Here is a 21,618-nt window from a genome sequence, read left to right as displayed (position 1 = left end):
GCCGGTGTGCGGGCGTCCGTCTGGAGTCGGATGCTTCTAGCCCGCTGGGGGGCTTTCTTTGGGGCCACCGCCAGCGCGTGAAGGCGTTCCCGGGTACATGAAGGACCCCTTCCTGTACCTAGGCGCAAGGAAGGGGTCCTTCATGTACTTCAAACGCGGCAGATCCACCTCAGCGGTCGCGTTCCTTCGCGAACAAAGACTTCGACCACACGTACCCCACGGCCGAAAGCAGCACGCACCAACCGACCGCGAGCCAGCCACTACTGCCGATCGGGGTGCCGAGCAGCAGGCCGCGGATGGTCTCGATGACCGGGGTGAACGGCTGGTACTCGGCGAACCAGCGCAGCCAGGCGGGCATGGAGTCGGTGGGCACGAAACCGCTGCCGAGGAAGGGAAGCAGCATGAAGACCATGGGCGTGTTGCTGGCCGTCTCCACACTCTTGGCCGCCAGGCCCAGCGCGACCGACAGCCAGGTGAGCGCGACGGTCAGCAGCAACAGCGTGCCGACGGCGGCGAACCATTCGCCGACGCCCGCGGTCGGCGAGAAACCGATGAGCAGGGTGACGCCGAAGACCACGGCGAGGGCGAACGCCGTCTGGATGAGCGCGCCGACGACATGTCCGGTCAGTACCGACGCCTTGCTGATCGCCATCGTGCGGAACCGGGCGATGATGCCCTCGGTCATGTCCGTCGCCACGGAAATGGCGGTGCCGAGGGCGGCGCTGCACACGGTGACGAGCAGGATGGCGGGCGTGACGTAGCCGACGTACTCGGCTCTGCCGCCTCCGCCGCCGAGGCCGTTCCCGAGCGTGCCGCCGAAGACGTAGACGAACAGCAGCAGGAACACGATCGGCTGACCGATCAGCATGAGGGTGAGCGACGGATAGCGTTGCATATGCCGGATGTTGCGGCGCAGCATGGTCGCCGAGTCGCGCATCGAGAGGGACAGGGCGGTCATCGGGCGGGCTCCTTGGTCGGTTCGGTGCGGTGACCGGTGAGGCTGAGGAACACATCGTCGAGGTCGGGGGTGTGCACGGTGAGGCTGTCGACGGCGACCGCTTCGGCGTCGAGCCGGTCCAGCACGGCGCGAAGGGCGGTGACAGTGCCGTCGGTCGGCACGCGGAGCGCCAGGGCTTCTTCGTCCGACGTGGACACTTGAAGCACGCGGGTGGCGTCGCGCAATGAGACGGCGTCAGGGAACTTCAGCTGCATGTGCCCGCCGGGCACGCGTCGCTTCAGCTCGTCGGGGGTGCCCAGTGCGACGATCCGGCCGCCGTCGAGCACGGCGACCCGGTCGGCGAGCTGGTCGGCCTCCTCGAGGTATTGCGTGGTGAGGAGGATCGTCACGCCGCCGTCGACGAGGTCCCGGATGATCTGCCACATCGTGCGACGGCTGCGCGGGTCGAGACCGGTGGTCGGTTCGTCGAGGAAGATGACCTTGGGGTCACCGATCAGCGTCATCGCCAGATCGAGTTTGCGGCGCATGCCACCCGAGAACGTGGCCGGTGTCTTCTTCGCGGCGTCGGTCAGCTCGAACCGTTCCAGCAGTTCGGCGGCACGCTTGCGCCCGGCGCGGCGGGGCAAATGGTGCAGATCCGCCATGAGGAACAGGTTCTCCTCGCCGGTGAGGAGATTGTCGACCGCGGAGAACTGGCCGGTGAGGCCGATGGCGGCGCGAACCCCGTCCGGATCGGTGGCCAGGTCGGCTCCGGCGATGGTCGCGGCACCGCCGTCCGGACCGATCAAAGTGGACAGGATGTTGACCGTGGTGGTCTTGCCCGCGCCGTTGGGGCCGAGCAAGGAGAAGACGGTGCCGGTCGGGACGTGCAGGTCGATGCCGTCCAGGACGACCTTGTCGCCGTAGGACTTGCGCAGTCCGGTCGCGGAGATGGCCGGGTGTCTCATGTGGATTCCCCTGATGCGTGAGGACCGATGGGTCAGGAACGGTGCACGATGATGTCGCCGACGGAGGTGCCGGCGTGGACTTCGACCTTGTCGGTCGCGTCGTCGGGCGCGGTGGCGGCGGTCATGTCGTTGAGGACCCGGCCGAAACGGGTGTTCACGTCGAGCCAGGCCGCGCTGCCCTCGCGGACGCCGATCTCGATGTCCCCCATCGACGTTCCGAGCGTGAGCGTCCCCCTGGCGGCGTCGAGCACGCGGACCGAACCGTTGGCGGTCTTGGCTTCGACGCCGCTTTCGGCCCTTTCCACGGTGATGTCGCCATTGGCCGAACGAAGGCGGATCGAGTCACCGGCGGCGCCGATCGTGGTGGACCCGTTGGAGTTCTTGACCACCGCGGTGCCCTCGATCCCGCCGACGTGCACGCGGCCGGAGCTCGTACTGATGTCGGCGTTGCCGTCGGCGTGCTCGACGACGATGTTCCCGGACGCGGAGTGCAGTTTCAGCTCACCGGTGTGGTCGAGGCGGATGTGCCCGGTCCCGGATTTGTAGCGGCAGGCACCGAGTCGCCCGGTCGCGGTCAGGTCGCCGAGGCCGGTACTCCCCTGCACCCGGGAACCGGCGGGCAGTTCGATCGTGACGTCGATAGACCTCGTCTGATTGGTGAAGTCGAGCAGGCGCATCTTCGGCGCGCGGACCGTCAGCGTGCCGCCGGAGAATTCGACGACAGTCCGCTTCGCGGCCTCGACGTCGGAAGCGTTGTTCTCGTCGAGCGGGGCGACTTCGACGACCGTGTCGGCGCGGTCGCCGGCGACGATGCGGACGTTGCCGACGACCGGTTCGAGGTCCGCGAGAATGGGTTCCGGGGTAGCGAAAGAAGGCATGGTTGTCCCCTCAGAGGTGGTGTGATCGATGTTGGTGCTGGTACGCGGGTTCTAGCTGACCCAGCCGGTGTAGCGCTGTGTTCCCCGGTGGCCGCCGATCGGCGGGGCGGGCGGTGCGACCCGTTCCGACGGCTGGAGCGCGGCGGACGCGGCTCGCACGAGCCACGCGTTGACCGAACGGCCTTGGGCGGCGGCGGCTTCCTCGACGCGTGCCTTGAGCTGCTCCGGAAGCCGGAAGTTGATCCGCGCCGTGGCTCCTTCTTCATCCGGCACCGGCTGCCGCGGGGGCGACGGCGGTTCCGGCGTCGCGGCCGCGACCGGTCCGTCCTGCTCGGCGGCGGGAAGCGTGACGGCGAACCCGGCTTCCCCGGCGCGAAGCCGGACTTCGACCGAACCGGGCGCGAGGTCGCGGGTGATCTCGTCCGACGCCGCGGACAACGCGTCCAGCAGCGCGAGACGGATGGCCGACGCGAGCGGCGCGGTCAGGCGTTCGGCGAGCGCGCTCGCCTCGGCTCCCCCCACCTCGGCGGCGACGGCGAGCTCCCGGCGAACGTTGTCCACAAAGGGCGTCAAATCCATGATGCCATCATGGCACCATGTTGGCGCCATGACAAGTGCGAGATGGTGCCATAGTGCGTCAAAGTGGCGTTTCAGCAGGTGGGAGGCTTAATTCCGTAGTCGCCGATCATGGTCACGGCGGGGGGATGCCCATTCGGCCATTCTCGGCTGGCGGGGGAAGCACGACGCGGCCGATTGCGTTGCCGGGGCCCATCGCGGCCGACGAGAATCGCCGCGAACCGCGCGGAAAAAGGGAGCGACCCACCATCAGGTGTGGGGGTCACCGAGGCGGGCCGCCACCCGATTCCCACCGTACAAGAGGTGCGCTCGCTCATGCGGGCAACGCTTTCTGTACCGGCGGCCCTTGACAAATCGAAGATCCACAGTGGACAGCGGACCGTCCACGGCAGAAGAGGAACACATGCGAGCAGTTCGGGTGAGCGTCTGCGCCCTGGACCCCATCACGAAGGCCGGAATGGTCGATCTCCTCGACACACGCGCGTCCGTGAGGGTGGTCGAAGGCCGGACACGGGACGAAACCGACGTCGTCGTCGCGGCCTTCGACCGGCTCGCGACCGACGCGATCACCGCGTTGCGAAAGGTCGCCGTCGAAGTCGGCAAGCCGATCGTGCTGGTGACCGACCGGATCGAGGAGGGCGGGCTCGCGGCCGCGGTGGCGTGCCGGGTGGTCACCATCCTGCCGAGGTCGGCGATGACCGATTCCCGCGTGGCCGACAGCGTCCGTGTCGCCGCGTCGGGCACCGTGAGCCCGCCGTCGGCGCTGCTGGGCAGGCTGACCGAACACGCCGAGCGGCTTCACCGGGAGATGCTCGCGCCGAGCGGGCCCGCCGGATCGGCTCTCTCGTCGCGGGAGATCGACGTCCTCCGGCTGATGGCCGACGGCTTCGACACCCAGGAGATCGCCACCGAACTGTCCTATTCGGAACGAACGGTGAAGAACGTCATCTACGCGGTCACCGACAGACTGCGCCTGCGGAACCGGTCGCACGCGGTGGCGTACGCGATCCGCGAAGGGGTCATCTGAAGCCGCTCGTCAGATGAGGCCTTCGCGAAGCGCGTACGCCACGACGTGGGTGCGGTTGCGCAAACCGAATCGGCTGAGCAGACCGTGCAGGATGTTCTTCACGGTGCGGTCGGAATAGGCCACCCGCCGGGCGATCTCACCGGTGTCGAACCCGTCCGCGAGCAACCGGAGCACTTCGGTCTCCCGGGGCGAAAGTCCGCTGAGGGTGAGCTCACGCGGCTTGAGAACTTCCTTGTGCAGCCGCGAAATCCCCCGCAACAGGCTGCCGAGCTGATCGGCGGGCAGATCGCCGCGGCCGGCGTAGGCGTCGGCGACCGCGCGCAGCAGCCGCCCCGGCGTCGCCTCGGAACGCGCGACGACGACGGCGAGCCCGCGTTCCACCGCGGCCCACAGTTCGGCTTGGTTGGGCTGATCGGCCACCAGTACCAGCCGGGTGGACCCGGCGGGGATCCGGCGTGGCTCGTCACCCGCGACCGCCACGAGGACGTCGGCTTGCGCCGGGTCGTCCCGCAACGAGATGCCGGGGCCGTCGCCGAGCGCGCTGCGCAGGCCCGCCCGGACGAGCGGGTCGTCGGCGTGCACGGCGACCAGGATCTCCCGGCGCCCTTCGGTCCGGGTGACCGGGCGGACGGGCGTCGTCATGATCGTCGACATGGGTTCCAGGTAACCGGCCACGGAGAAGCCGGGACAAGCGGAAGCAGGGGGCAGCTTTTCGACGGCGGAAGCCTGCCGGTTGAATGGACCGCGGTGGAACCGGTGGAGGCGAGCGAGACGCGGTCGGTGTTCGGCAAGCTGCTGCTCGAACACCGGCGGGCCGCGGGCTGGACGCAGGGGCGGCTGGCCGAGGCCTCCGGCATCAGCGTCCGTGCCCTGCGCGAGCTCGAACGCGGCCGCGCGCGAGCCGCCCAGCAACGCTCCGCCGAGGTACTGGCCGACGCGCTCGGCCTGACCGGCGGTGACCGGGAGTTCTTCCTGACCGTCGCCAAACAGGGACGCCGCCGGAACCCGGCGCTGGCCGCCCAGGTCGCGGCGACCTGCGCGCTGCCCACCCCACCGCCGGATCTGTCCGGCCGGGAACGCGAACTGGCGCAGCTGTCCGCGAAGGCCGCCGAGGGTGGTGGAGTGGTCGCGATCGTCGGGCAGGCCGGGGTCGGAAAGACGGCGCTCGCGGTGACCGCGGCCGATCTCTGGCGCGCGGAATTCCCGGACGGAGTCTTCGCGATGGACCTGCGCGGGATGGACGAGGAACCGCTGAGCGCCCGTGCCGCGCTCGACCGGCTGCTGCGCGCGCTGGACGTCGCGCCGGGACAGGTACCCGCCGCCGAAGACGACCGGTCGGCGTTGCTGCGGATGCTGCTCGAAGGCCGGAAGGTCCTGCTGTTGCTCGACAACGCCGCCGACGAGGCGCAGATCCGGCCGCTGCTGGTCGCCGGGCCGCGCTCCCTCACCCTGATCACCTGCCGCCGCACGCTCGCCGGGCTCGAAGGCGCCCGATGGCTGGGGCTCGAACCGCTTTCGGACGGCGGCGCGAGCGGCCTGCTCGCCAAGATCATCGGCGCCGACCGGGTCGACGCGGAGCCGGCCGCGGCGCGGGAACTCGTCGAACTGTGCGGGTACCTGCCGCTCGCCGTCCGGATCGCGGGCAACCGGCTCGCGACCCGGCCGCGGTGGTCACTGGCTCACCTGGCCGACCGGTTGCGCGACGAAGGCACCCGGTTGCGCGCCCTCGCGGTGGGTGACCTGCAGCTGCGCTCGGCGTTCGACCTGTCCTATCGCGCGGTCTCGGCAGGGGCGCGGCGGCTGTTCCGGCGGCTGGCGACCGTGCCGGGCGCCGACTTCGGCCTCGAACTCGCGATCGTCGTGTCCGGCGCGGCCCCCGCCGACGTCCGCGATCAGCTCGACGAACTCGTCGACGCCAGCCTCCTGCAGGCCACGGCGGATCCGGAACGGCACCAGTTCCACGACCTGATCCGCCTGTTCGCCGAGGAAAGGTTCGAGGCGGAGGAGGACCCGGCCGCGCGAGACGTCGTGCTCGCCCACCTGCTCGACAAGGCAGCCGAGGCGGCCAGGCTGTTCTACCCCAAGGCGAGCGAGACCGGCCGCTTCGGTTCGCGGGACGAAAGCGCCCGTTGGCTGGACATCGAGGCCGGGAACTGGATCGCCGCGCACCGGATGGCGGCGCGGAGGGGCTGGCACCGGGAAGTCGGCGATCTCGCCATCGCGCTGCATTGGTACTCCGATGGGCGGAGCTCCCAGCGGCCGTGGTGGGAGATCTTCTCCCTCGGCGCGGCCGCGGCGAGGGAACTCGGCAACGCCCGGGACGAGGCGAAACTGCTCAACTTCGTCGGGTGGGCGTGCAGTGTCTGCCTCGACGACGCCGAAGGAGCCGTCGAGGCGCACCGCCGAGCGCTGGACATCGCCGTCCGGATCGGCGACCGCACCGAGCAGACCTGGGCGTCGATCTACCTCGGCCAGGTCCTGCGGTACGTCGGGGAGGACGCCGAAGCGTTCGATTTCGCGAAACGCGGTTATGAGCTGGCGGACGAATTACCGTTCTGGGACGGGCAAAGCTCGGCCCGGAACGTCTACGGGCACGCGTTGCGCGCGGCGGGGAAGCACGCCGAAGCGCTCGCCGTCCACCGTGGCGTTCTCGCCGACGCCGAACGGCTGGCGGCCGACACCTACCCCGGCCTCCGCCGGATGCTGGAGGCCCTGTCCCTGCGCGCCATCGGCGACGTACTCGGGGACCTCGCCGAGTGGCGGGAAGCGGCGGGCTACTACCGCACCAGCCGGTGGCTTTCGTGGGAAGGCGGCTTCGACGCGATGGAGGCGATCTGCGCGTTCCGCGAAGGACGGGCCTGGCGGGAAGCGGGTGCTTTCGAAGAGGCCAGGGAGTGCCTCACCCTGGCCGTCGAACTCTCCCCCGAGCCGTCGTTCACCGCCCGTCGGGAACAGGCTTTGGCCGAACTGGCGCTCCTGCCCGAGTGACCGCGCACGGCGAAGCGCCGACTAAGCTGCGGGCCGACGGAGCGGGAGGGCCGATGACGGACGCGGACGGGCAGAGCCCGCGGGAGCGCTATCGCGACCAGGTGCGCGCGGAGATCAAGCAGCACGCGTGGGAGCAGATCGCCGCCGCCGGGGTGCCCGCGCTGTCGCTCAACGCGATCGCCAAACAGGTGGGGATGAGCGGCCCCGCCCTGTACCGGTATTTCGCCAGCCGCGACGACCTCATCACCGCGCTCATCCGCGACGCCTACCGAAGCCTCGCCGACACGGTCCGGACCGCGTTCGACGCCGGTGCCGACCTCGCCGGGCTCGCCGTCACCATCCGGGACTGGGCCCGGAGCGACCCGCAGCGCTACTTCCTCATCTACGGCACGCCCGTCCCCGGCTACCACGCGCCCGACGACACCACCGCCATCTCGAGCGAAGTCATGGCCGTGCTGCTCGAAGCGTGCCGCGCGATCACCGCCGCCAAGCCGGAAACCCCGTTCGACAAGCATCTGGACGGCCATCGCGACTGGGCGGGCGACGATCCGGCCCCGTCCGCGACCCTGCATCGCGCGCTCGCCTTCTGGACCCGCCTGCACGGCGTGCTCTCGCTCGAACTCGCCGGCCATTTCACCGGCCTGAAATTCGATCCCGACCTGTTGATCGCGGACGAACTGGACGACCTCACGACCCGGTGACCGGCGTGCGCCCGAGTCCGATCGCGCGCGCACTGAACCTTTCCCGCCTTCCAGGCGTCTAGCCCTGTGACGTTGCCGCCATCCATGGGAAGCCGACGCTTCCACGGTTGACATGCAACGTTGTAACGTTATAGCTTATAAGTAAAGCAAGAGCTACTCACGATGCGGATCGACCGCCCGCGCACCCGACGGCCGGCGGCCGGTCCGCCTGCCCGATTCAGGGTTTCCGAGCGCTTCGGATGGGGACTTCGATCATGATTCACGGGGAGAAGCTCAGCAGGAGAACCGATCGCGTCAGAGTCGCCGTGCATGCGCCGGATCTATTGGCCGGGCTGGGCACGACGAGCATCCTCGGTGCCGCGAACGGCTGGACGTGCTTGCCGAAACCGACCTCGGGCCTGCCGAAGTGATCGTGACGGTCGGGGATTCGATCGGCGACGGGGTCTTCACCTTCCTGCGCCAGGTTCGCGCCGCGTCGTCACTCCCGGCACCACCGAGATGCGTGATCGTCACCGACCATTTCCCGGTCGAGGTCCTGATGACGGCGATCGAATGCGGCATGGCCGCTTTGCTGCCGAGGCGCGACCTCGACGGCGAGCACCTGGTTCGGACGATTCTCGCGGTCAGCCAGGGCGCCGGCGCCCTGCCGCCGCGTTTGCAGGGCAGCCTGCTGTCCCAGCTCGATCGGATACAGGAGGACCTGCTGGTCCCCCACGGTCTCGCGTTGTCCGGATTGTCCGACCGGGAACGCGAAGTCCTCCGCCTGCTGGCGGACGGCCATGGCACGGAAGAGATCGCGACCAAACTCGCCTATTCGGAGAGCACGGTGAAGAACGTCCTCCACCGGGTGATGTCGCGTTACGGCCTGCACAATCGCACGCACGCCGTCGCCTTCGCGTTGCGCACCGGCTCGATTTGACGAAGTCCGTCCGAAATGGACGGTCGCACGGCATACCGTCAGCGGATTCGGCACCCAGCTCGCCGTCGTCGCCGGGCCAGGCGCCGTCACGCTGGTGCCGAGTATGGCCACCACGATCGCGCCGTCGACCGTGGTGTGCGCGCGACATCGTGTCCGGTGTGGACATGCCCTCCTTCTTCGACAGGCTGATTCCGAACGGCCGGCTGGTGCTCATCGGCGTGGTGGCGGGTATGCCACCGGCGGACTTCGGCTCGAAGCTGATGGCGACGTTCCGCAAGCCCCTCTCCTTCGCGGCCTTCAGCGCGGATTCGATCCCGGAGGCGCATCGGCGCGTGGTGGAGGCGGCGCAGTTCGCCGCGGCGGCACGCGGTGAACTGCGCCCGGTGGTGCACGAACTGCTTCCGCTGGAGAAGGCCGTGCTGACGCACCGGAAGACGGACGACGGCGAAGTGTTCGGCAGGATCGTGCTGACCCTGTAGACCTGTCCTTTGTGGAGGACAGGCCTACAGGTTCACCCGGTCAGTGCACTTTTCCCCATCGCGTGCGCGCTCACACTAGGCTGCCCACTCGTGCCCGATCCCAAGACCGAGAGACCCGGGTTCACGGCTGTCGACCTGCGGCCGCTCTCCCACGGCGAGGGCACCGGCGCGTACTGCGTGAACGACGCCGGGACGATCGCGGGCGAGTCGGGGTCGCGGCCGGTGCGCTGGGATCGCGACGGAAGCCCGACCCTCTTGCCGGTCCTCGACGGCTGTTCCGGTGGCCGCGCGGTCAGCGTCAACGCCGCGGGCGTCATCGCGGGCTCGCTCTACCTCGGCGAACACCTCCTGCCAGTGTGCTGGCTACCCGACGGCCGGGTGCACGCGCTCGAACTCCCCGCCGGCATGCTCTCCGGTACGACGTGCCGGGTGAACGAACGCGGGTCGATACTGGGGAACGCGATGTGGCCGGGCTACCGCTGGCGGGCGCTGCGCTGGGAGCCCGGCGGCGAAGCCGTCGAACTCGGCACGCTGCCGGGGGGAGGTGAGACCCAGGGCCACGACCTGAACGGGCTGGACGAGGTCGTCGGATCGGCCAAGAACGGCAAGGGAGTCCGGACCGCGGTGCGCTGGACGGCCGCGGGGAAGATCAGCAAACTGCCCCCGCCCCGCCGCACGACGGCCTGCGGTATCACCGACTCCGGCGCCATCCTCGGCGACGGGGTCGTGTGGAACCGCGACGGAGGCACCGTCCTGCTGACCGGGGAACCGGAGTTCCGCGCCGGACAGGTCGTCCGGATCACCGGACACGGTGTCGCGATCGGCTGGGGCGTGACCCCGGACCGGCACGGCACCTGCGCGCGCTGGGATCGCGACGGACGGCCCACCGTGCTCCGGCCCCTGCCCTCGGACCTCGCCAGCACGTGTTTCGACATCGACGACGCCGGGACGGTCGTCGGCGAATCCGGGAGCGACGCAACGGTGCGCCCGGTCCGCTGGGACGCCGACGCGATACCGTTCCCGCTCCCGTCGCCTCGCGGCGTCACGGCGATCGTGGCCCAGCACATCAACGCGAGCGGCACCGTCATCACCGGCTACGGTTTCGCCGCGGACACCTCCGCTTATCGCGGGATCGCCTGGCACCGCACGTGATTCGACGGCGCGTCAAGCGGTCGCGAGGTCGATCGCGCGCCGCATCGCCTCGTCGAGCGGGGTCCCGAGGAGGAGAGCCGTTCGCCCGGCGGCGAAAACCGCGCCGGTGACCGCGCCGACGACCGCCGCGGCGTCGATCTCGTCGAGTTCGCCTTCGCAGGCTTGGCACAGCGCGGCCGAAAGGCGCTGCTGAGCGTCGAACGCGCGCCGCAGCATCGTCGCGCGCAATGACGGCACCGACGTGATCAAGTCCAACCGGATCCGCTCCGGCTCGGCCGCCGGATCGCGCGGCCCGGTCCCCGCCTCGGCGAGCATCCTGAGCATCGCGCGCCGCAGAAGCCGGGACGCCGTCTCACTCGCCTCGCGCGCCGCGAGTACGTCCAGCCCCGCTCGCAGGATGTGCTCACCGTCGTCGGTGAGGACCAGGTCTTCCTTCGTCGCGAAGTGGTTGAAGAACGTCGCGGCCGACACCTCGGCGGCCGCGGCGATCTCGGCGGTGGTCGTCCGGTCGTAACCCTGCCGCTCGAACAGCCGGTACGCCGTCTCGATCAACGCCTTCCGGGTGCGCCACTTCTTCCGTTCCCGCAAGCCCACCGGTTCGCTCATGCCGACAGCGTACTGGAGCCGAACCAAAATTAGAGCTACTCTAATTTTAGAGTGAGTCTTGTAGCTGGAGGAGAGGCCCGTGACCATCGACGCGTTCCTCGACCGGTTGGAGTACCGCGATCCCGTCCGGCCAAATCTCGCCACGTTGCGAAGGCTGCACCGGGCGTGGCGGCTGCGGGTCCCGTACGAGAACTTCGACATCCAGCTGGGCAGGCCGATCCTGCTCACCCCGGACGCGCTGACCGGCAAGTTCGCGCGCCGCGGCCGGGGCGGGCTCTGCTACGAAATGAACGGCGCGCTCGCTCTTCTGCTGCGGGCGGCCGGGTTCACCGTGACCATCGTGGAAGGCGCCGTCCTGCGCGCGACCCGCGGCGAGGGCCAGTGGGGCAACCACATCGCCCTGCTGATCGACGTCGACGGTGAAACCTGGCTCGCCGACACCGGGATCGGGGACGCCTTCCTCGAGCCGCTGCCGTTACGGGAAGGCACGCACTGGCAAGGAGAACTGCCGTTCCGGATGGAACGCCTCGACGGCGGGACCTGGCGGATGCACCACCATCCGGGCGGCACGGCCGCCTCCTTCGACTTCCGCACGAAACCCCGCGACCTCGCCGAATTCGCCGAACGGGCCCGGACCAGGTCGCCGGATTCCCCGTTCGCCAGGGTGCTCGTGGCGCAACATCATCGCGACGGCCGTGAGCTGGCCCTTCGCGCCCGCACGGTCAAACGTGGCGACGCCGACCGCCGCACACTGTCCACTCTCGACGAATTCGCCGAGACCCTGCGGGAATTCCGTATCCCGCTGGAGGACTTCGGTACTGACGAGCTGGCGGCTCTGTGGGCCAGGACCCAAGAGCAACACGAGATCTGGCTGGCCATCCAGGCGAACGCCACCCAAGTCTGAGTGGTGATTCGGGAAGCGGGTGCGGCGTCGGACCGAGAGGACGGGTCAGTCGCGCCAACGGTTGTTGAGGAAGGCGTCGTCCTCGTCGTCCGCCGGTGCCGGGCGCGCGCGGGGAGCACGCCGGGGGGTGTCCCGCCCGGCGCGGGCAGGTGGCGGCTCCGACGCGAACGGAGCCGCCATGTCCACCGGGTCGTCTCCGAACGCCGACCCCGCCCCCGGCTGCGCGTGCGACCGGTCGGTACTCCAGCCGGACTTCGTCTTGCGCTGCCCCAATTCCCGCCGGTGCTCGACGTAGCGCTGGGCGGTCTGGACCTGTTTGGTCATGAACTCCTGCGCGCTGGCCTTGATCTCGCCGGCGCGCTGATCCCGCAGCGCCCGGCGCTCCGCCTGTTCACGGACGAGACCATCCAGGGTCGCCTTCATACCGGCGGTGTCATCGGCGCTCATCTGTTCTCCCCTGACCCGGCTCACCGCTTACGGGTGACCGACTGATCCTCATCGTCCAGCAACGAGCCGGTGATCCGGCCGGTGGGTTCGTTGATCTGATCGAACACCTCGCCCTCGATCCGGTACGCGCGGTTGCTCCGTTCCTGGTCGCCACCGCCCGCACCGCCCGCACCGCCCGCTCCACCGGCGCCCATGCCGCCCACCGGCGGCATCGCGCCGCCGAACGACTGGCCTGCCGGTCCGCCCATCGGGGCCGACGGCGCACCCGAAGCCACGGGTTGCGGCTGATGGGTCGCGCCACCGCCGGTGTGCACGCCCTCGGACAACGACTGGCCCGTCGCGGGGCTCGCGGTTTCGAAAGGCATGGAAGGCATCGCGGGCGACGAGGCGCCGCCACCGAAACCACCGCCCCCGCCACCTCCGCCGGAACCCTCGCCGCTGACGTCACCGGCGGCGATGCCGTCAGGGACCGTTCCGCCGCCACCGTGGTGCGGGGTGAACGCCGTACGGGGCTCGGGCTGCGCGGTGCCGCTGACGGAAGTGAGCGGCTGCGCCACCTTGTCCGCGAGCGATTTCTCCTCGCCGAGCGTGTACGTGGTCGGCTTGCCGGTGCCGTCGTCGACGGTGACGACCGTCGGCCCGGACGGTCCGTCGGGACGTTCGGCGGTGATCTTCACATCGCCGTCCTGGATGTGGATCTTGCCGTCCGGACCCGGGCGGTGGACGCCGTCCTTGTCCGGTTTCCCGTCGTCCGACCCGGGAGCGGAGCCCAGTTCGGACTCGTCTCCGTCGCCGGTCCAGTCGAGCTTGAAGTCCTTGGCGGGCCCGGAACCGTCGCCGACCTTGATCTCCATCTCGCCGTCTTTGTCCGGCTCGGTCATCTCGAAGGTCGTGTCACCCTGCTTGACCTTGAGAGTCTCGCGTTCGCCGTCCTCGGCCTTGTCGCCGTCCTCACCGGGTTTGTCACCGGTCAGCTTGTCGCCGTCTTTACCGGACAGCTCGTCGTCGAGCTTGTCCAAGGCGTCGGAGGCCTTCTTCTTCGCCTCTTCGGCGGCCTTTTCGTCGGCGGCCTTGGAATCGGTGTCCTTGGAGTCCGGGTCCTTGGAATCGGTGTCGCCCAGACCGCCGGGAGCGTCGCCCATCTTGTTCAGCGCGTCGGACGCCTGCTTCTTCGCTTCTTCAGTGGCTTTCTCGGCCGCGGCTTTGGCCTCGGCAGCGGCGTCCGTGTTGCCGCCGCCACCAGGGCCACCGCCGGTGCCGCCACCCGGACCGGAGCCGCCGGAACCGCCAAGGTCGGCACCGGTGGGACCGTCACCCAGCTTGCCCAGCGCTTCGGAAGCCTGTTTCTTCGCGTTTTCGGCCGCCGCGGCGGCCTGCTTCTTCGCCTCTTCGGCCGCGGCCTTCTGCTCGTCGCCGTTCGACGGCGACGAGCCCGAAGGCGACGTCTGGTCCTTGTTCGCCTCTGGCCCACCGCCAAGACCTCCACCGGGGCCACCGCCGGATCCGCCCGGCGTTCCGCCCGTGCCGCCCTCCGGGATGTTCACCTCGGGGACCGGCGGAGGCTTGACCTGACCGGCCGGGCCGGTGCCTCCCGGGCCAGCACCACCGCCCGGACCGGTGCCCGATCCGCCTTCCGGACCACTACCAGGGCCACCACCCGGACCGCTGCCTGCACCACCTTCCGAGCCGCCACCGGGTCCGCTCCCTGAGCCACCTTCGGGACCACCGCCGGGTCCGCCTTCCGGACCACCGCCAGGGCCACCTTCCGGACCACCGGTGAAGTTCGAGCCGTTGCCCGGACCGCCACCAGTGCCCGGACCACCGCCGGGTCCGCCACCAGGGCCACCACCGGTACCGCCGCCGGGACCTCCTCCCGGACCGCCCTGTCCACCGGTGAAGTCCGGCCCACCCTGGCCGCTGCCACCGGGTCCGCCACCCGTGCCGTCAGGTCCCCCACCCGTGCCGTCAGGACCGCCCGCACCGCCCTCGTCACCGGCGCCTTCGAACTCGTTCTTCACCTTGCCCATGACCTTGTCGAGTTCGTCGTAGGCCTGGTTGACGAAATCCTTGGTTTCCTTGCAGGACTTGGCGAAGCCCTCGTAGATGATGGTCCACATCTCGGGGATGAACTGCCGCTGGATCCACTGCTTGGCGAGGTTCTGACCCGCCTTCTTGAACTCGTCGTCGTCGCAGCAGCCGTCGTTGTTCAGCTGCTGGACCAGATTGGAGCCGAAGTTGACGTCCATCCAGCCCGCGATCTCGCCGAGGTCCTCCGCGCCGCTCTTCTCACCGGCGGCGATGGCGACGACCTTCTGCGCCATCGGGAAGTCCGCTTTGCCGACGATCTCCTTGTAGAGATCGATGACCGTGTCGGCCTTGCCCTTGCACAATTTGAACACCGTGGCGGTGGTGTGCAGCGTCGCTTCGCTCGCGTTGTTCAGTGTCTGGGAAAGCTTCTTGGCCTTGGGAAGAATCTTCTCGTTGTAGTTCTCCGACGAGGCGTCCGCGGCTTCTCCCGTCCAGGTCCCGTAAAGGGTGTTCAGCTGGGAGCCGGTGTCGTCGATGGCCTTGTCGATGGTCTTCGAACCGGTCTTGAAGTGGGCGGCGTCGTCGACGAAGTTCTTGAAGCTGATGCCGCGCTGCTCGTCGAACGGCTTCTTGATGTCCTTCTCGAAATCGAGCGCGCGAGTGTTGCCCCGGCAGTCTTCCGGGAGCTTCCCCAGCAGGGTGCCGAAGGTTTCGAAGACCTTGAGCGCGGGCGCGGCGGCGTCGAAGATCTCGTCCGAGGTCTTGGTCCCCGCGCCCTCGGCGCTGGGTTCCTTGGTGGCGTCGAGTTTCTTGTTGCCCTCGTCGACGGCCTTCGTATCCGCCTTCCGGTTGAAGCTGGCCTGATCGCCCGCGCCCTTCGCGCCGTTGTAGACCTTGTCGAGGTCGTCGTCGTAGGGCAGGAACGGAAGCGCGTTGTAGGACGCCGCGTATTTCTCGGCTTCCTTGCGCTTCTGCTTGATCTCCTCCGGCTCCTGGTCCGCCCACGGCGGGGGCGCCGGATGCGTCCGTATCCACGAGCCGATGAGCTTGGTCTTCTGGTCGGCGGGAACGGCCGGGTCGTCGAGGACGGCCTTGACATCGGTCCAGGTGGTTTCGGTGGCCACTAGCGCATCCCCGTCTTGGTGATCTTGTTCTTCTGCTCGTCCTCATTGGTGCCGTACGCGGTGCCCGCGGTGCCGAGGTTCGTGCCGAACGAGCCGAGCGTGGTGCTGTACCCCTGGACCGACGCCCACAACGCCGCCACCCCGTCGGTGTACTTCTTCGCGTGGTCGCCGTGGGCCTGGCCGAAGCCCGCCGCGTTCACCGGCGTGCTCGACAGATCCGGATTGTCCTCGAGCAACTGCTCGGTCAGCTTTCCGATGTTCTTCGACGCCGATGAAAGCGCATCGGTCGCCGCGGTGAAGCCCCCGCTCATTCTTTTCAGCGCCTTTCGTCGGATCCGCCGGCAATACCGCCGAGTGCCTCTGCGAGGACTTCGGCCACCGACCCGATGTCGGTGAACCGGTCCAGCTGGTCCAGATCAATGCTCACGTCGTGGTAGATCTCCAGCGCCGACAGGAGTTTTATCCGTCCCTTGGAGTCGATGCCCAGCTCTTCGAGTGGTGCGTCGAACTCGATTTCGGCGGGATCAAGCCGAAAAGTCTCGCTGACGACCTTCACGACCTCCGCGCGGTGATCACCCACGGGGCCGACTATAACGCGCCTTCGCCGCCGCACGCGCGACCTTGCCACTGGAAGTGCGCGGAAGGTCACCGGAGGGAACCAGACGTACCGATCGCAACGTCAGATCATGTTCCCGTGACACCGCGCGCAATACCACTCTGATGACTTCTTTGATATCGGCTTCGGCGTTCTTTGCCCATTCGGCTACCAACATCGCCCCTTCGCCCCTTTCGTCCGAGATTCCGAAGGCGGCGACGCGATCGCGGCGGATCGCCGGATGCGCTTCCCCCGCCACCGCTTCGATGTCCTGCGGATGGAAATTGCGGCCGTCGATGACGATGAGATCCTTGAGCCTGCCGGTGATGTAGAGGTCGCCGCGGTGGACCACGCCGAGGTCACCGGTGCGCAGCCAGCCACCGAGGCCGTCGAGTTCGCCCGCGAACGCGGCGGCGTCGCCGCGGCCCCAGTATCCCGCGGCGACGTTCGGTCCGTGGATCCAGATCTCCCCGGCCATTCCGTCGGGCCGCGCCACCCCGTCTCGAACGATCCGGACCCGCTGCCCGAGCGGACGGCCGACCGAGACGAGTTCCTGGCCGTCCGGCGCCTCGACCGCCCGGCCCTGAGCGAGGGCGTCCCTGTCGAACACCGCGCCCCGTGGACCTTCGGCACCCGCGCTCGCGACGTACACAGTGGCCTCGGCCAGGCCATAGGACGGACGGTGGGCTTCCGGCCGGAATCCGCGCGGGCCGAAGGCCTCCAGAAAACGCGCGACCGTATTTGGCCGGATCGGCTCGGCGCCGTTGAGCGCGACTCGGACGTCGGAGAGGTCGAGCTCGTCCCCCGCCTCTTCGGCGGCTTCGACGGCCAGGTCGAACGCGAAGTTCGGCGCGGCGGTGAACACGGCCGGGTGATCGGCGAGCTGGCGGAGCCATCTCACGGGCCGGTGCACGAACTCGGCGGGCGACATGAACACCGATCGCGCTCCCGCGTGGACCGGCAGGCACAGCAGCTGGATCAAGCCCATGTCGTGGAAGAACGGGATCCAGCCGGCGCAGGTCGTGTTCTCGTCGACGGAGTAGGCGCGGCTCGCCTGCCAGCAGGCCGCGGCGACCGCCCGGTGCGGGATGACGGCACCGGCGGGCTCCCGTGTCGACCCGGACGTGTACTGCAGGTAGGCGGGGCTCTCGGGGGTGACGGGAAGCGGATCGACCCTCGGCCCGGAGAGTTCGTCGACCACGACCAGCTGTTCGGGCGTCCCCGCCTTCCGCACTTTCGCGGCGGCGGCGGAGGAGGTCAGCCAGATCCGGGCGTCGCAGTCCGCCAGCACACCGGTGAGCCTGCCTCGCTGGGCAGGGCTGCCCGGAGCCATCAGCGGTACGGCCACCAGTCCGGCGGCGAGCGCCCCGAAGAACGCCAAGGGGTAGTTCAGGTCCTGGCCGGTGAGCACGGCGGCGCGATCACCCGGCCGTGTGACCCGGCGCAGTGCTCCAGCGACCATCCGCACCTGGGAGACGAACTCCGTCCAGGTCACCGTGTGGTCCAGACCGGCGCCGTGGTCCTGATACGTGAACAGCGAGCGCGGGTCGGCTTCGCGAGCGAACAGCCGCTCGACGATCGAGGTGCGCAACACCTGTTCCGGCACATCTTCCGGCGACGCGGTCATGTCCGGCAACGTACTGGAACGCACCGAGAGGACGCTCGGAGGGCCCGCGTGAACAACCGTCCTAAGTAGACAAAGCTTGGCCCGTCCGCCGGCGTTCGCTCTTGTGAATTCCGGACAGAAGACCGGACATTCCTCGCCCTTTCCCCGGTCCCGGCCGCACACTCGGCGGCAGTGTGTTTCTTTCCCCCGACCTTGGAGGACTAGACCATGCGTCGAAGAATCGCCCTGGCAGTCGGCGGTGCCGCCGTCCTGACCGCGAGTCTCGCTTCCGCCGCCCTCGCCCCGACCGCGCAGGCTTCCCCCGGACTGATCGCCGCCATGCAGCGGGACCTGGGGCTCACCGCCGCGCGGGCCTCGACCCGGCTCACCCAGGAAATGACCGCCTCACAGGTGCTGCCCAGCGCCCAGCAGGCCGCCGGTGCGGCGTTCGGCGGCGCCTGGTTCGACCCGGCGCGAGGCAAACTCGTCGTCGGGGTGACCGACCCGGCGGCGGCCGCCGCCGTCCGGCGGGCCGGCGCCGAACCCACCGCGGTCGCGGTCAGCGCGGCCCGGCTCGACGCGGCGAAGGCCGAGATCGACTCCTCGACCAAGACCCGGCCCGCCCCCGCCGCCGTCAGCGGCTGGCGTGCCGACCCGCGCAGCGGTAGCGTCGTGATCGCGGTGCGCCCGGGGGCGCACGGTTCCGACGTCGACGAATTCCTGTCCCGGGCAAGGAAAGCCGGTCCGGTCACGGTGGTCACCGCACCCAAGGCCGAACCGTTCGCGGCGGGCACCGTCGGCGGCGACCCGTACTACATCAACGGGAACACCCGCTGCTCGATCGGCTTCTCCGTCCACGGCGGATTCGTCAGCGCCGGCCACTGCGGCGGCAACGGCAGCTCGGTCGTCGGCTGGGACCGCTCGGCGATGGGCAGCTTCGCCGGCTCCTCCTTCCCCGGCAACGACTACGCGTTCATCCGGATCGGCAACGGCTGGTGGACCGCACCGGTCGTACTCGGCTGGGGCACCGTGAGCGACGCGCTCGTCCGCGGCTCGTGGGTCGCGCCGGTCGGCACCTCGGTGTGCCGGTCCGGTTCGACGACGCACTGGCACTGCGGCACCGTGCTCGGGCACAACGAGACGGTCAACTACTCCCAAGGCGCGGTCCACCAGATGACCCGCACCGACGTCTGCGCGGAACCCGGCGACTCCGGCGGCTCCTTCATCACCGGCGACCAGGCACAAGGCGTTACCTCCGGCGGCTGGGGCAACTGTCGTTCCGGCGGCGAAACCTGGTTCCAGCCGGTGAACGAGATCCTGCAGACCTACGGCCTGTCGCTCGTCACCGCTTGACGTTTCACCGTCCGTGGCCTTTCACCGTTTCGACGGTGGAAGGTCACGCTCTTGCCCGCCTGTGGTGAACAACCGGTCCAGCGCCGAGCGGCTCTCTTCGGCCAGTGCGCGGTAGATCACCAGCCGCTGGTCCGAATCCTGCAAGGGCGTGAGCACTTCGTAGTGCAGTTCGAGCACACCGGCTTCGGGATGCCGCATCACCTTGCGCCCGCGGCCGCTGACCTTCACGTCACGTTCTGCCCACAACCGCGCGAATTCCTCGTCGGCGGTGAATTCGACGATGAGCTCGGTCAAGGCCCGATCGTCCGGATGCGCGGCCCACGCGGCACGCAGATGAGCGATCCCCTCCCGGACGACGCGTTCACGGTCCGCGTAGAACTCGCGAATTTCGGGATGTTTGAGGCACAGCCACATCGAATTGCGTTGCGAGGGCGGCAAGGTGTCGAAGTCCACCAGCAGCCTCGCCATTTCCTCGTTCCAGGCCAGGATGTCGTAGCGGTGGTTCATCAGCATGGCCGGCAGCGGTGACAGGTCGGCGACCAGCCGGGCCAGCGGCGGCGCCGCGGTGGTCGCGAGCTTGTCGGCGTTACGGGGACGCTGCCGGGCCAGATCGAAGAGGTAGGCGCGTTCGTCGGGGGCCAGGCGCAGTGCCCGCGCCAAGGCCTCCACCACGTCCGCGGAGGGCCGCAGCCCGCGGGCCTGTTCCAGCCGCACGATGTAGTCGATGCTGACCCCCGCCAGTTCGGCGACCTCCTCCCGGCGAAGCCCCGGGGTCCGCCGGGACCGGTGGCGTGACGGCAAACCGAAATCGTCCGGGTCCAGGCGTTCACGCCGGGTTCGCAGAAACGCGGCCAGCTCCCGCGTCGTGTCCACGGTGGAGATCGTCATGCCCGGTCCAACAGCCAGGGTGGGACCGGTGTTCCCAGGAAGTCCTCTCCCTTAACCCCTGCTCGCGGTGGTCGCAGACTCGTCTTCGACCACGGATCACAAGCACAGGAGGACACGATGACGCTCACCCTCGACACCTACCGGTTGCTGGGCCGGTCCGGGCTGCGGGTCTCCCCGCTGGCGCTGGGCGCGGCGACCTTCGGCACCGAGTGGGGCTGGGGCACCGAACGGGACGAGGCACGCGAGCTGTTCGACACCTACGTCGAACGCGGCGGCAACTTCGTCGACACCGCCAACACCTACACCAACGGCAGCTCCGAACGGCTGCTGGGCGAATTCGCCCGCGACAACCGCGAAAGCCTCGTGCTGGCGACGAAGTACACGACACTGCGCCGCCCCGGCGACCCGAATTCCGGCGGCGGCCAGCGCAAAAGCCTGTTCGCGTCGGTGGAAACCAGCCTGCGGCGGCTGAACACCGACTACATCGATCTGCTTTACCTGCACGTGTGGGATTTCACGACACCGGTCGAGGAGATCCTGCGCGGGATGGACGATCTGGTCCGGCAGGGCAAGGTCCTGTACGTGGCGATGTCCAACGTCCCGGCCTGGGAGGTGTCGCGGATGCAGGCGATCGCCGACCTGCGCGGCTGGTCGCCGCTGGTGGCGCTGCAGATCGAGTACAACCTGATCGAACGCACCGGGGAACGTGACCTGATCCCCATGGCACGCGAGATGGGACTGGGTGTGATCCCGTACTCGCCGCTGGCCGGCGGAGTGCTCACCGGCAAGTACAGCCGCGACAACCTGGCGCCGTCCGAAGACGGCACCCGCAGGAACTTCAACCTCGCCCGGGGCACGCTCACCGAACGCAACCTCGCCATCGCCGATGTCGTGCAGGAGGTCGCCACGGAACTCGGCCGCACACCCGCCCAGATCGGGCTGGCGTGGACCCTGCGGAACCCGGGCGTGACGGCACCGATCATCGGCGCCCGCACCCCCGCCCAGCTGGAGGACAACCTCGGCGCGCTGGACGTCGAGTTCACCGGCCCGCAATTGGCCCGCCTCGACGAGGCCAGTGCGATCGAACTCGGCTTCCCGCACGACGTGCTCGCCCGTGACACGACCCTCGCGCTGACGCGCGGCGACATGACGATCGAACCGCGCCGCTGACGACGTTGTCCCGGCGTTCCCAGGACCGCATCGGCGGGCAGGGAAGGGTCCTCGCGTAAGTACATGAAGGACCCCTTCCTTGCGCCTAGGTACAGGAAGGGGTCCTTCATGTACTTGGGGAAGGTGTCCTAAGGCGCTCCAGATTCCCGAACCGACGGGAACAGTTCCCCTACCTCCCGGGCAAGATCCGAAATTAGCCTTCGGTCACCGGTCGGCCACGTCGGCACCACCTCCTCATGGACTGGACCCGCGCCGGTACGTCTCGTGAACTT

At 69.1% G+C, this 21,618-nt stretch carries 20 protein-coding genes and 1 pseudogene; 9 read left to right on the top strand and 12 right to left on the bottom strand.

Going from position 1 to position 21,618, the window contains the following annotated elements; genetic code table 11:
* Positions 1 to 169 precede the first annotated feature (169 nt).
* The 4 genes from ACZ6DT_RS13510 to ACZ6DT_RS13495 are packed head-to-tail and all read right to left on the bottom strand — an operon-like array spanning position 170 to position 3,362.
* Positions 170 to 958, bottom strand: a complete 789-nt coding sequence (locus tag ACZ6DT_RS13510) for an ABC transporter permease (protein ID WP_465593428.1) — start codon at positions 956 to 958, stop codon at positions 170 to 172.
* Entirely contained in the window at positions 955 to 1,905 is a 951-nt protein-coding gene (locus ACZ6DT_RS13505; protein WP_465593425.1) for an ATP-binding cassette domain-containing protein, read from the bottom strand. The genes ACZ6DT_RS13510 and ACZ6DT_RS13505 overlap by 4 nt, the downstream gene beginning before the upstream one ends.
* 32 nt (positions 1,906 to 1,937) lie before the next feature.
* Positions 1,938 to 2,783 (bottom strand): DUF4097 family beta strand repeat-containing protein, encoded by an 846-nt coding sequence (locus ACZ6DT_RS13500; RefSeq protein ID WP_465593422.1) that lies wholly within the window; start codon positions 2,781 to 2,783, stop codon positions 1,938 to 1,940.
* Positions 2,784 to 2,834: 51 nt separating this feature from the next.
* The gene (locus ACZ6DT_RS13495; RefSeq protein ID WP_465593419.1) at positions 2,835 to 3,362 is read right to left on the bottom strand and encodes a toxin-antitoxin system HicB family antitoxin; all 528 of its coding nucleotides are present in this window, start codon (positions 3,360 to 3,362) and stop codon (positions 2,835 to 2,837) included.
* Between the two features lie 454 nt (positions 3,363 to 3,816).
* Between ACZ6DT_RS13495 and ACZ6DT_RS13490 the strand changes: the two genes are divergently transcribed.
* Positions 3,817 to 4,386 (top strand): helix-turn-helix transcriptional regulator, encoded by a 570-nt coding sequence (locus tag ACZ6DT_RS13490; protein WP_465593977.1) that lies wholly within the window; start codon positions 3,817 to 3,819, stop codon positions 4,384 to 4,386.
* Positions 4,387 to 4,395: 9 nt separating this feature from the next.
* On the opposite strand, the gene ACZ6DT_RS13485 is transcribed toward ACZ6DT_RS13490, so the two are convergent.
* Positions 4,396 to 5,040, bottom strand: a complete 645-nt coding sequence (locus ACZ6DT_RS13485; protein WP_465593416.1) for a helix-turn-helix transcriptional regulator — start codon at positions 5,038 to 5,040, stop codon at positions 4,396 to 4,398.
* A gap of 93 nt (positions 5,041 to 5,133) precedes the next feature.
* Between ACZ6DT_RS13485 and ACZ6DT_RS13480 the strand changes: the two genes are divergently transcribed.
* From ACZ6DT_RS13480 to ACZ6DT_RS13460, 5 genes and pseudogenes are all read left to right on the top strand, one after another.
* Positions 5,134 to 7,374 carry an ATP-binding protein gene (locus tag ACZ6DT_RS13480; protein WP_465593413.1) on the top strand — a complete coding sequence of 747 codons (2,241 nt, stop codon included), beginning with the start codon at positions 5,134 to 5,136 and terminating at the stop codon, positions 7,372 to 7,374.
* A 53-nt stretch (positions 7,375 to 7,427) separates the two neighbouring features.
* Positions 7,428 to 8,075: a TetR/AcrR family transcriptional regulator gene (locus ACZ6DT_RS13475; protein WP_465593410.1), complete on the top strand. Its 648-nt coding sequence runs from the start codon at positions 7,428 to 7,430 to the stop codon at positions 8,073 to 8,075.
* A 373-nt stretch (positions 8,076 to 8,448) separates the two neighbouring features.
* Positions 8,449 to 8,994, top strand: coding sequence for a helix-turn-helix transcriptional regulator (locus ACZ6DT_RS13470; protein WP_465593407.1), 546 nt, complete (start codon positions 8,449 to 8,451; stop codon positions 8,992 to 8,994).
* 143 nt (positions 8,995 to 9,137) lie between these two features.
* A pseudogene (locus ACZ6DT_RS13465) lies at positions 9,138 to 9,473 on the top strand (zinc-binding dehydrogenase); the annotation flags it as partial.
* Positions 9,474 to 9,563: 90 nt separating this feature from the next.
* Complete coding sequence (locus ACZ6DT_RS13460; RefSeq protein WP_465593404.1) at positions 9,564 to 10,625, top strand: hypothetical protein; 1,062 nt, start codon at positions 9,564 to 9,566, stop codon at positions 10,623 to 10,625.
* A gap of 12 nt (positions 10,626 to 10,637) precedes the next feature.
* Here ACZ6DT_RS13460 and ACZ6DT_RS13455 read toward each other — a convergent pair whose 3' ends face one another.
* Entirely contained in the window at positions 10,638 to 11,231 is a 594-nt protein-coding gene (locus ACZ6DT_RS13455) for a TetR/AcrR family transcriptional regulator (protein ID WP_465593401.1), read from the bottom strand.
* 79 nt (positions 11,232 to 11,310) lie between these two features.
* Between ACZ6DT_RS13455 and ACZ6DT_RS13450 the strand changes: the two genes are divergently transcribed.
* The gene (locus ACZ6DT_RS13450; RefSeq protein WP_465593398.1) at positions 11,311 to 12,135 is read left to right on the top strand and encodes an arylamine N-acetyltransferase family protein; all 825 of its coding nucleotides are present in this window, start codon (positions 11,311 to 11,313) and stop codon (positions 12,133 to 12,135) included.
* 45 nt (positions 12,136 to 12,180) lie between these two features.
* On the opposite strand, the gene ACZ6DT_RS13445 is transcribed toward ACZ6DT_RS13450, so the two are convergent.
* From ACZ6DT_RS13445 to ACZ6DT_RS13425, 5 genes are read right to left on the bottom strand one after another with little or no spacing between them, the layout of a single operon-like run.
* The gene (locus ACZ6DT_RS13445) at positions 12,181 to 12,582 is read right to left on the bottom strand and encodes a hypothetical protein (protein ID WP_465593395.1); all 402 of its coding nucleotides are present in this window, start codon (positions 12,580 to 12,582) and stop codon (positions 12,181 to 12,183) included.
* A gap of 20 nt (positions 12,583 to 12,602) precedes the next feature.
* Positions 12,603 to 15,734, bottom strand: a complete 3,132-nt coding sequence (locus ACZ6DT_RS13440) for a WXG100 family type VII secretion target (protein ID WP_465593392.1) — start codon at positions 15,732 to 15,734, stop codon at positions 12,603 to 12,605.
* Positions 15,734 to 16,045: a hypothetical protein gene (locus tag ACZ6DT_RS13435; protein WP_016333370.1), complete on the bottom strand. Its 312-nt coding sequence runs from the start codon at positions 16,043 to 16,045 to the stop codon at positions 15,734 to 15,736. Before ACZ6DT_RS13435 ends, ACZ6DT_RS13440 begins: the two co-directional genes overlap by 1 nt.
* Positions 16,046 to 16,050: 5 nt before the next feature.
* A complete protein-coding gene (locus ACZ6DT_RS13430) occupies positions 16,051 to 16,314 on the bottom strand; it encodes an acyl carrier protein (RefSeq protein WP_465593389.1) in 264 nt (87 codons plus the stop codon).
* Entirely contained in the window at positions 16,307 to 17,956 is a 1,650-nt protein-coding gene (locus ACZ6DT_RS13425) for a fatty acyl-AMP ligase (RefSeq protein WP_465593386.1), read from the bottom strand. Before ACZ6DT_RS13425 ends, ACZ6DT_RS13430 begins: the two co-directional genes overlap by 8 nt.
* A 207-nt stretch (positions 17,957 to 18,163) precedes the next feature.
* Here ACZ6DT_RS13425 and ACZ6DT_RS13420 point away from each other — a divergent pair, with 207 nt between their 5' ends.
* Complete coding sequence (locus ACZ6DT_RS13420) at positions 18,164 to 19,288, top strand: S1 family peptidase (protein WP_465593383.1); 1,125 nt, start codon at positions 18,164 to 18,166, stop codon at positions 19,286 to 19,288.
* A 21-nt stretch (positions 19,289 to 19,309) separates the two neighbouring features.
* Here the strand turns inward: ACZ6DT_RS13420 and ACZ6DT_RS13415 are convergent, their stop codons facing one another.
* Complete coding sequence (locus ACZ6DT_RS13415) at positions 19,310 to 20,176, bottom strand: helix-turn-helix transcriptional regulator (RefSeq protein ID WP_465593380.1); 867 nt, start codon at positions 20,174 to 20,176, stop codon at positions 19,310 to 19,312.
* Between the two features lie 117 nt (positions 20,177 to 20,293).
* Here ACZ6DT_RS13415 and ACZ6DT_RS13410 point away from each other — a divergent pair, with 117 nt between their 5' ends.
* Entirely contained in the window at positions 20,294 to 21,346 is a 1,053-nt protein-coding gene (locus tag ACZ6DT_RS13410) for an aldo/keto reductase (protein ID WP_465593377.1), read from the top strand.
* Positions 21,347 to 21,618: the final 272 nt, after the last annotated feature.

The sequence above is a fragment of the Amycolatopsis sp. NPDC041971 genome, from assembly GCF_055588925.1.
The sequence above is the reverse complement of the archived record's forward strand: the minus strand, read 5'-3'. Positions and strand labels throughout refer to the sequence as shown.

Bases quoted from the DNA above. Each gene is read 5' to 3' on its own strand.
- ACZ6DT_RS13510 (WP_465593428.1), bottom strand. From the start codon at position 958: ATGACCGCCCTGTCCCTCTCGATGCGCGACTCGGCGACCATGCTGCGC.
- ACZ6DT_RS13505 (WP_465593425.1), bottom strand. From the start codon at position 1,905: ATGAGACACCCGGCCATCTCCGCGACCGGACTGCGCAAGTCCTACGGC.
- ACZ6DT_RS13500 (WP_465593422.1), bottom strand. From the start codon at position 2,783: ATGCCTTCTTTCGCTACCCCGGAACCCATTCTCGCGGACCTCGAACCG.
- ACZ6DT_RS13495 (WP_465593419.1), bottom strand. From the start codon at position 3,362: ATGGATTTGACGCCCTTTGTGGACAACGTTCGCCGGGAGCTCGCCGTC.
- ACZ6DT_RS13490 (WP_465593977.1), top strand. From the start codon at position 3,817: ATGGTCGATCTCCTCGACACACGCGCGTCCGTGAGGGTGGTCGAAGGC.
- ACZ6DT_RS13485 (WP_465593416.1), bottom strand. From the start codon at position 5,040: ATGTCGACGATCATGACGACGCCCGTCCGCCCGGTCACCCGGACCGAA.
- ACZ6DT_RS13475 (WP_465593410.1), top strand. From the start codon at position 7,428: ATGACGGACGCGGACGGGCAGAGCCCGCGGGAGCGCTATCGCGACCAG.
- ACZ6DT_RS13455 (WP_465593401.1), bottom strand. From the start codon at position 11,231: ATGAGCGAACCGGTGGGCTTGCGGGAACGGAAGAAGTGGCGCACCCGG.
- ACZ6DT_RS13445 (WP_465593395.1), bottom strand. From the start codon at position 12,582: ATGAGCGCCGATGACACCGCCGGTATGAAGGCGACCCTGGATGGTCTC.
- ACZ6DT_RS13435 (WP_016333370.1), bottom strand. From the start codon at position 16,045: ATGAGCGGGGGCTTCACCGCGGCGACCGATGCGCTTTCATCGGCGTCG.
- ACZ6DT_RS13425 (WP_465593386.1), bottom strand. From the start codon at position 17,956: ATGACCGCGTCGCCGGAAGATGTGCCGGAACAGGTGTTGCGCACCTCG.
- ACZ6DT_RS13420 (WP_465593383.1), top strand. From the start codon at position 18,164: ATGCGTCGAAGAATCGCCCTGGCAGTCGGCGGTGCCGCCGTCCTGACC.
- ACZ6DT_RS13415 (WP_465593380.1), bottom strand. From the start codon at position 20,176: ATGACGATCTCCACCGTGGACACGACGCGGGAGCTGGCCGCGTTTCTG.
- ACZ6DT_RS13410 (WP_465593377.1), top strand. From the start codon at position 20,294: ATGACGCTCACCCTCGACACCTACCGGTTGCTGGGCCGGTCCGGGCTG.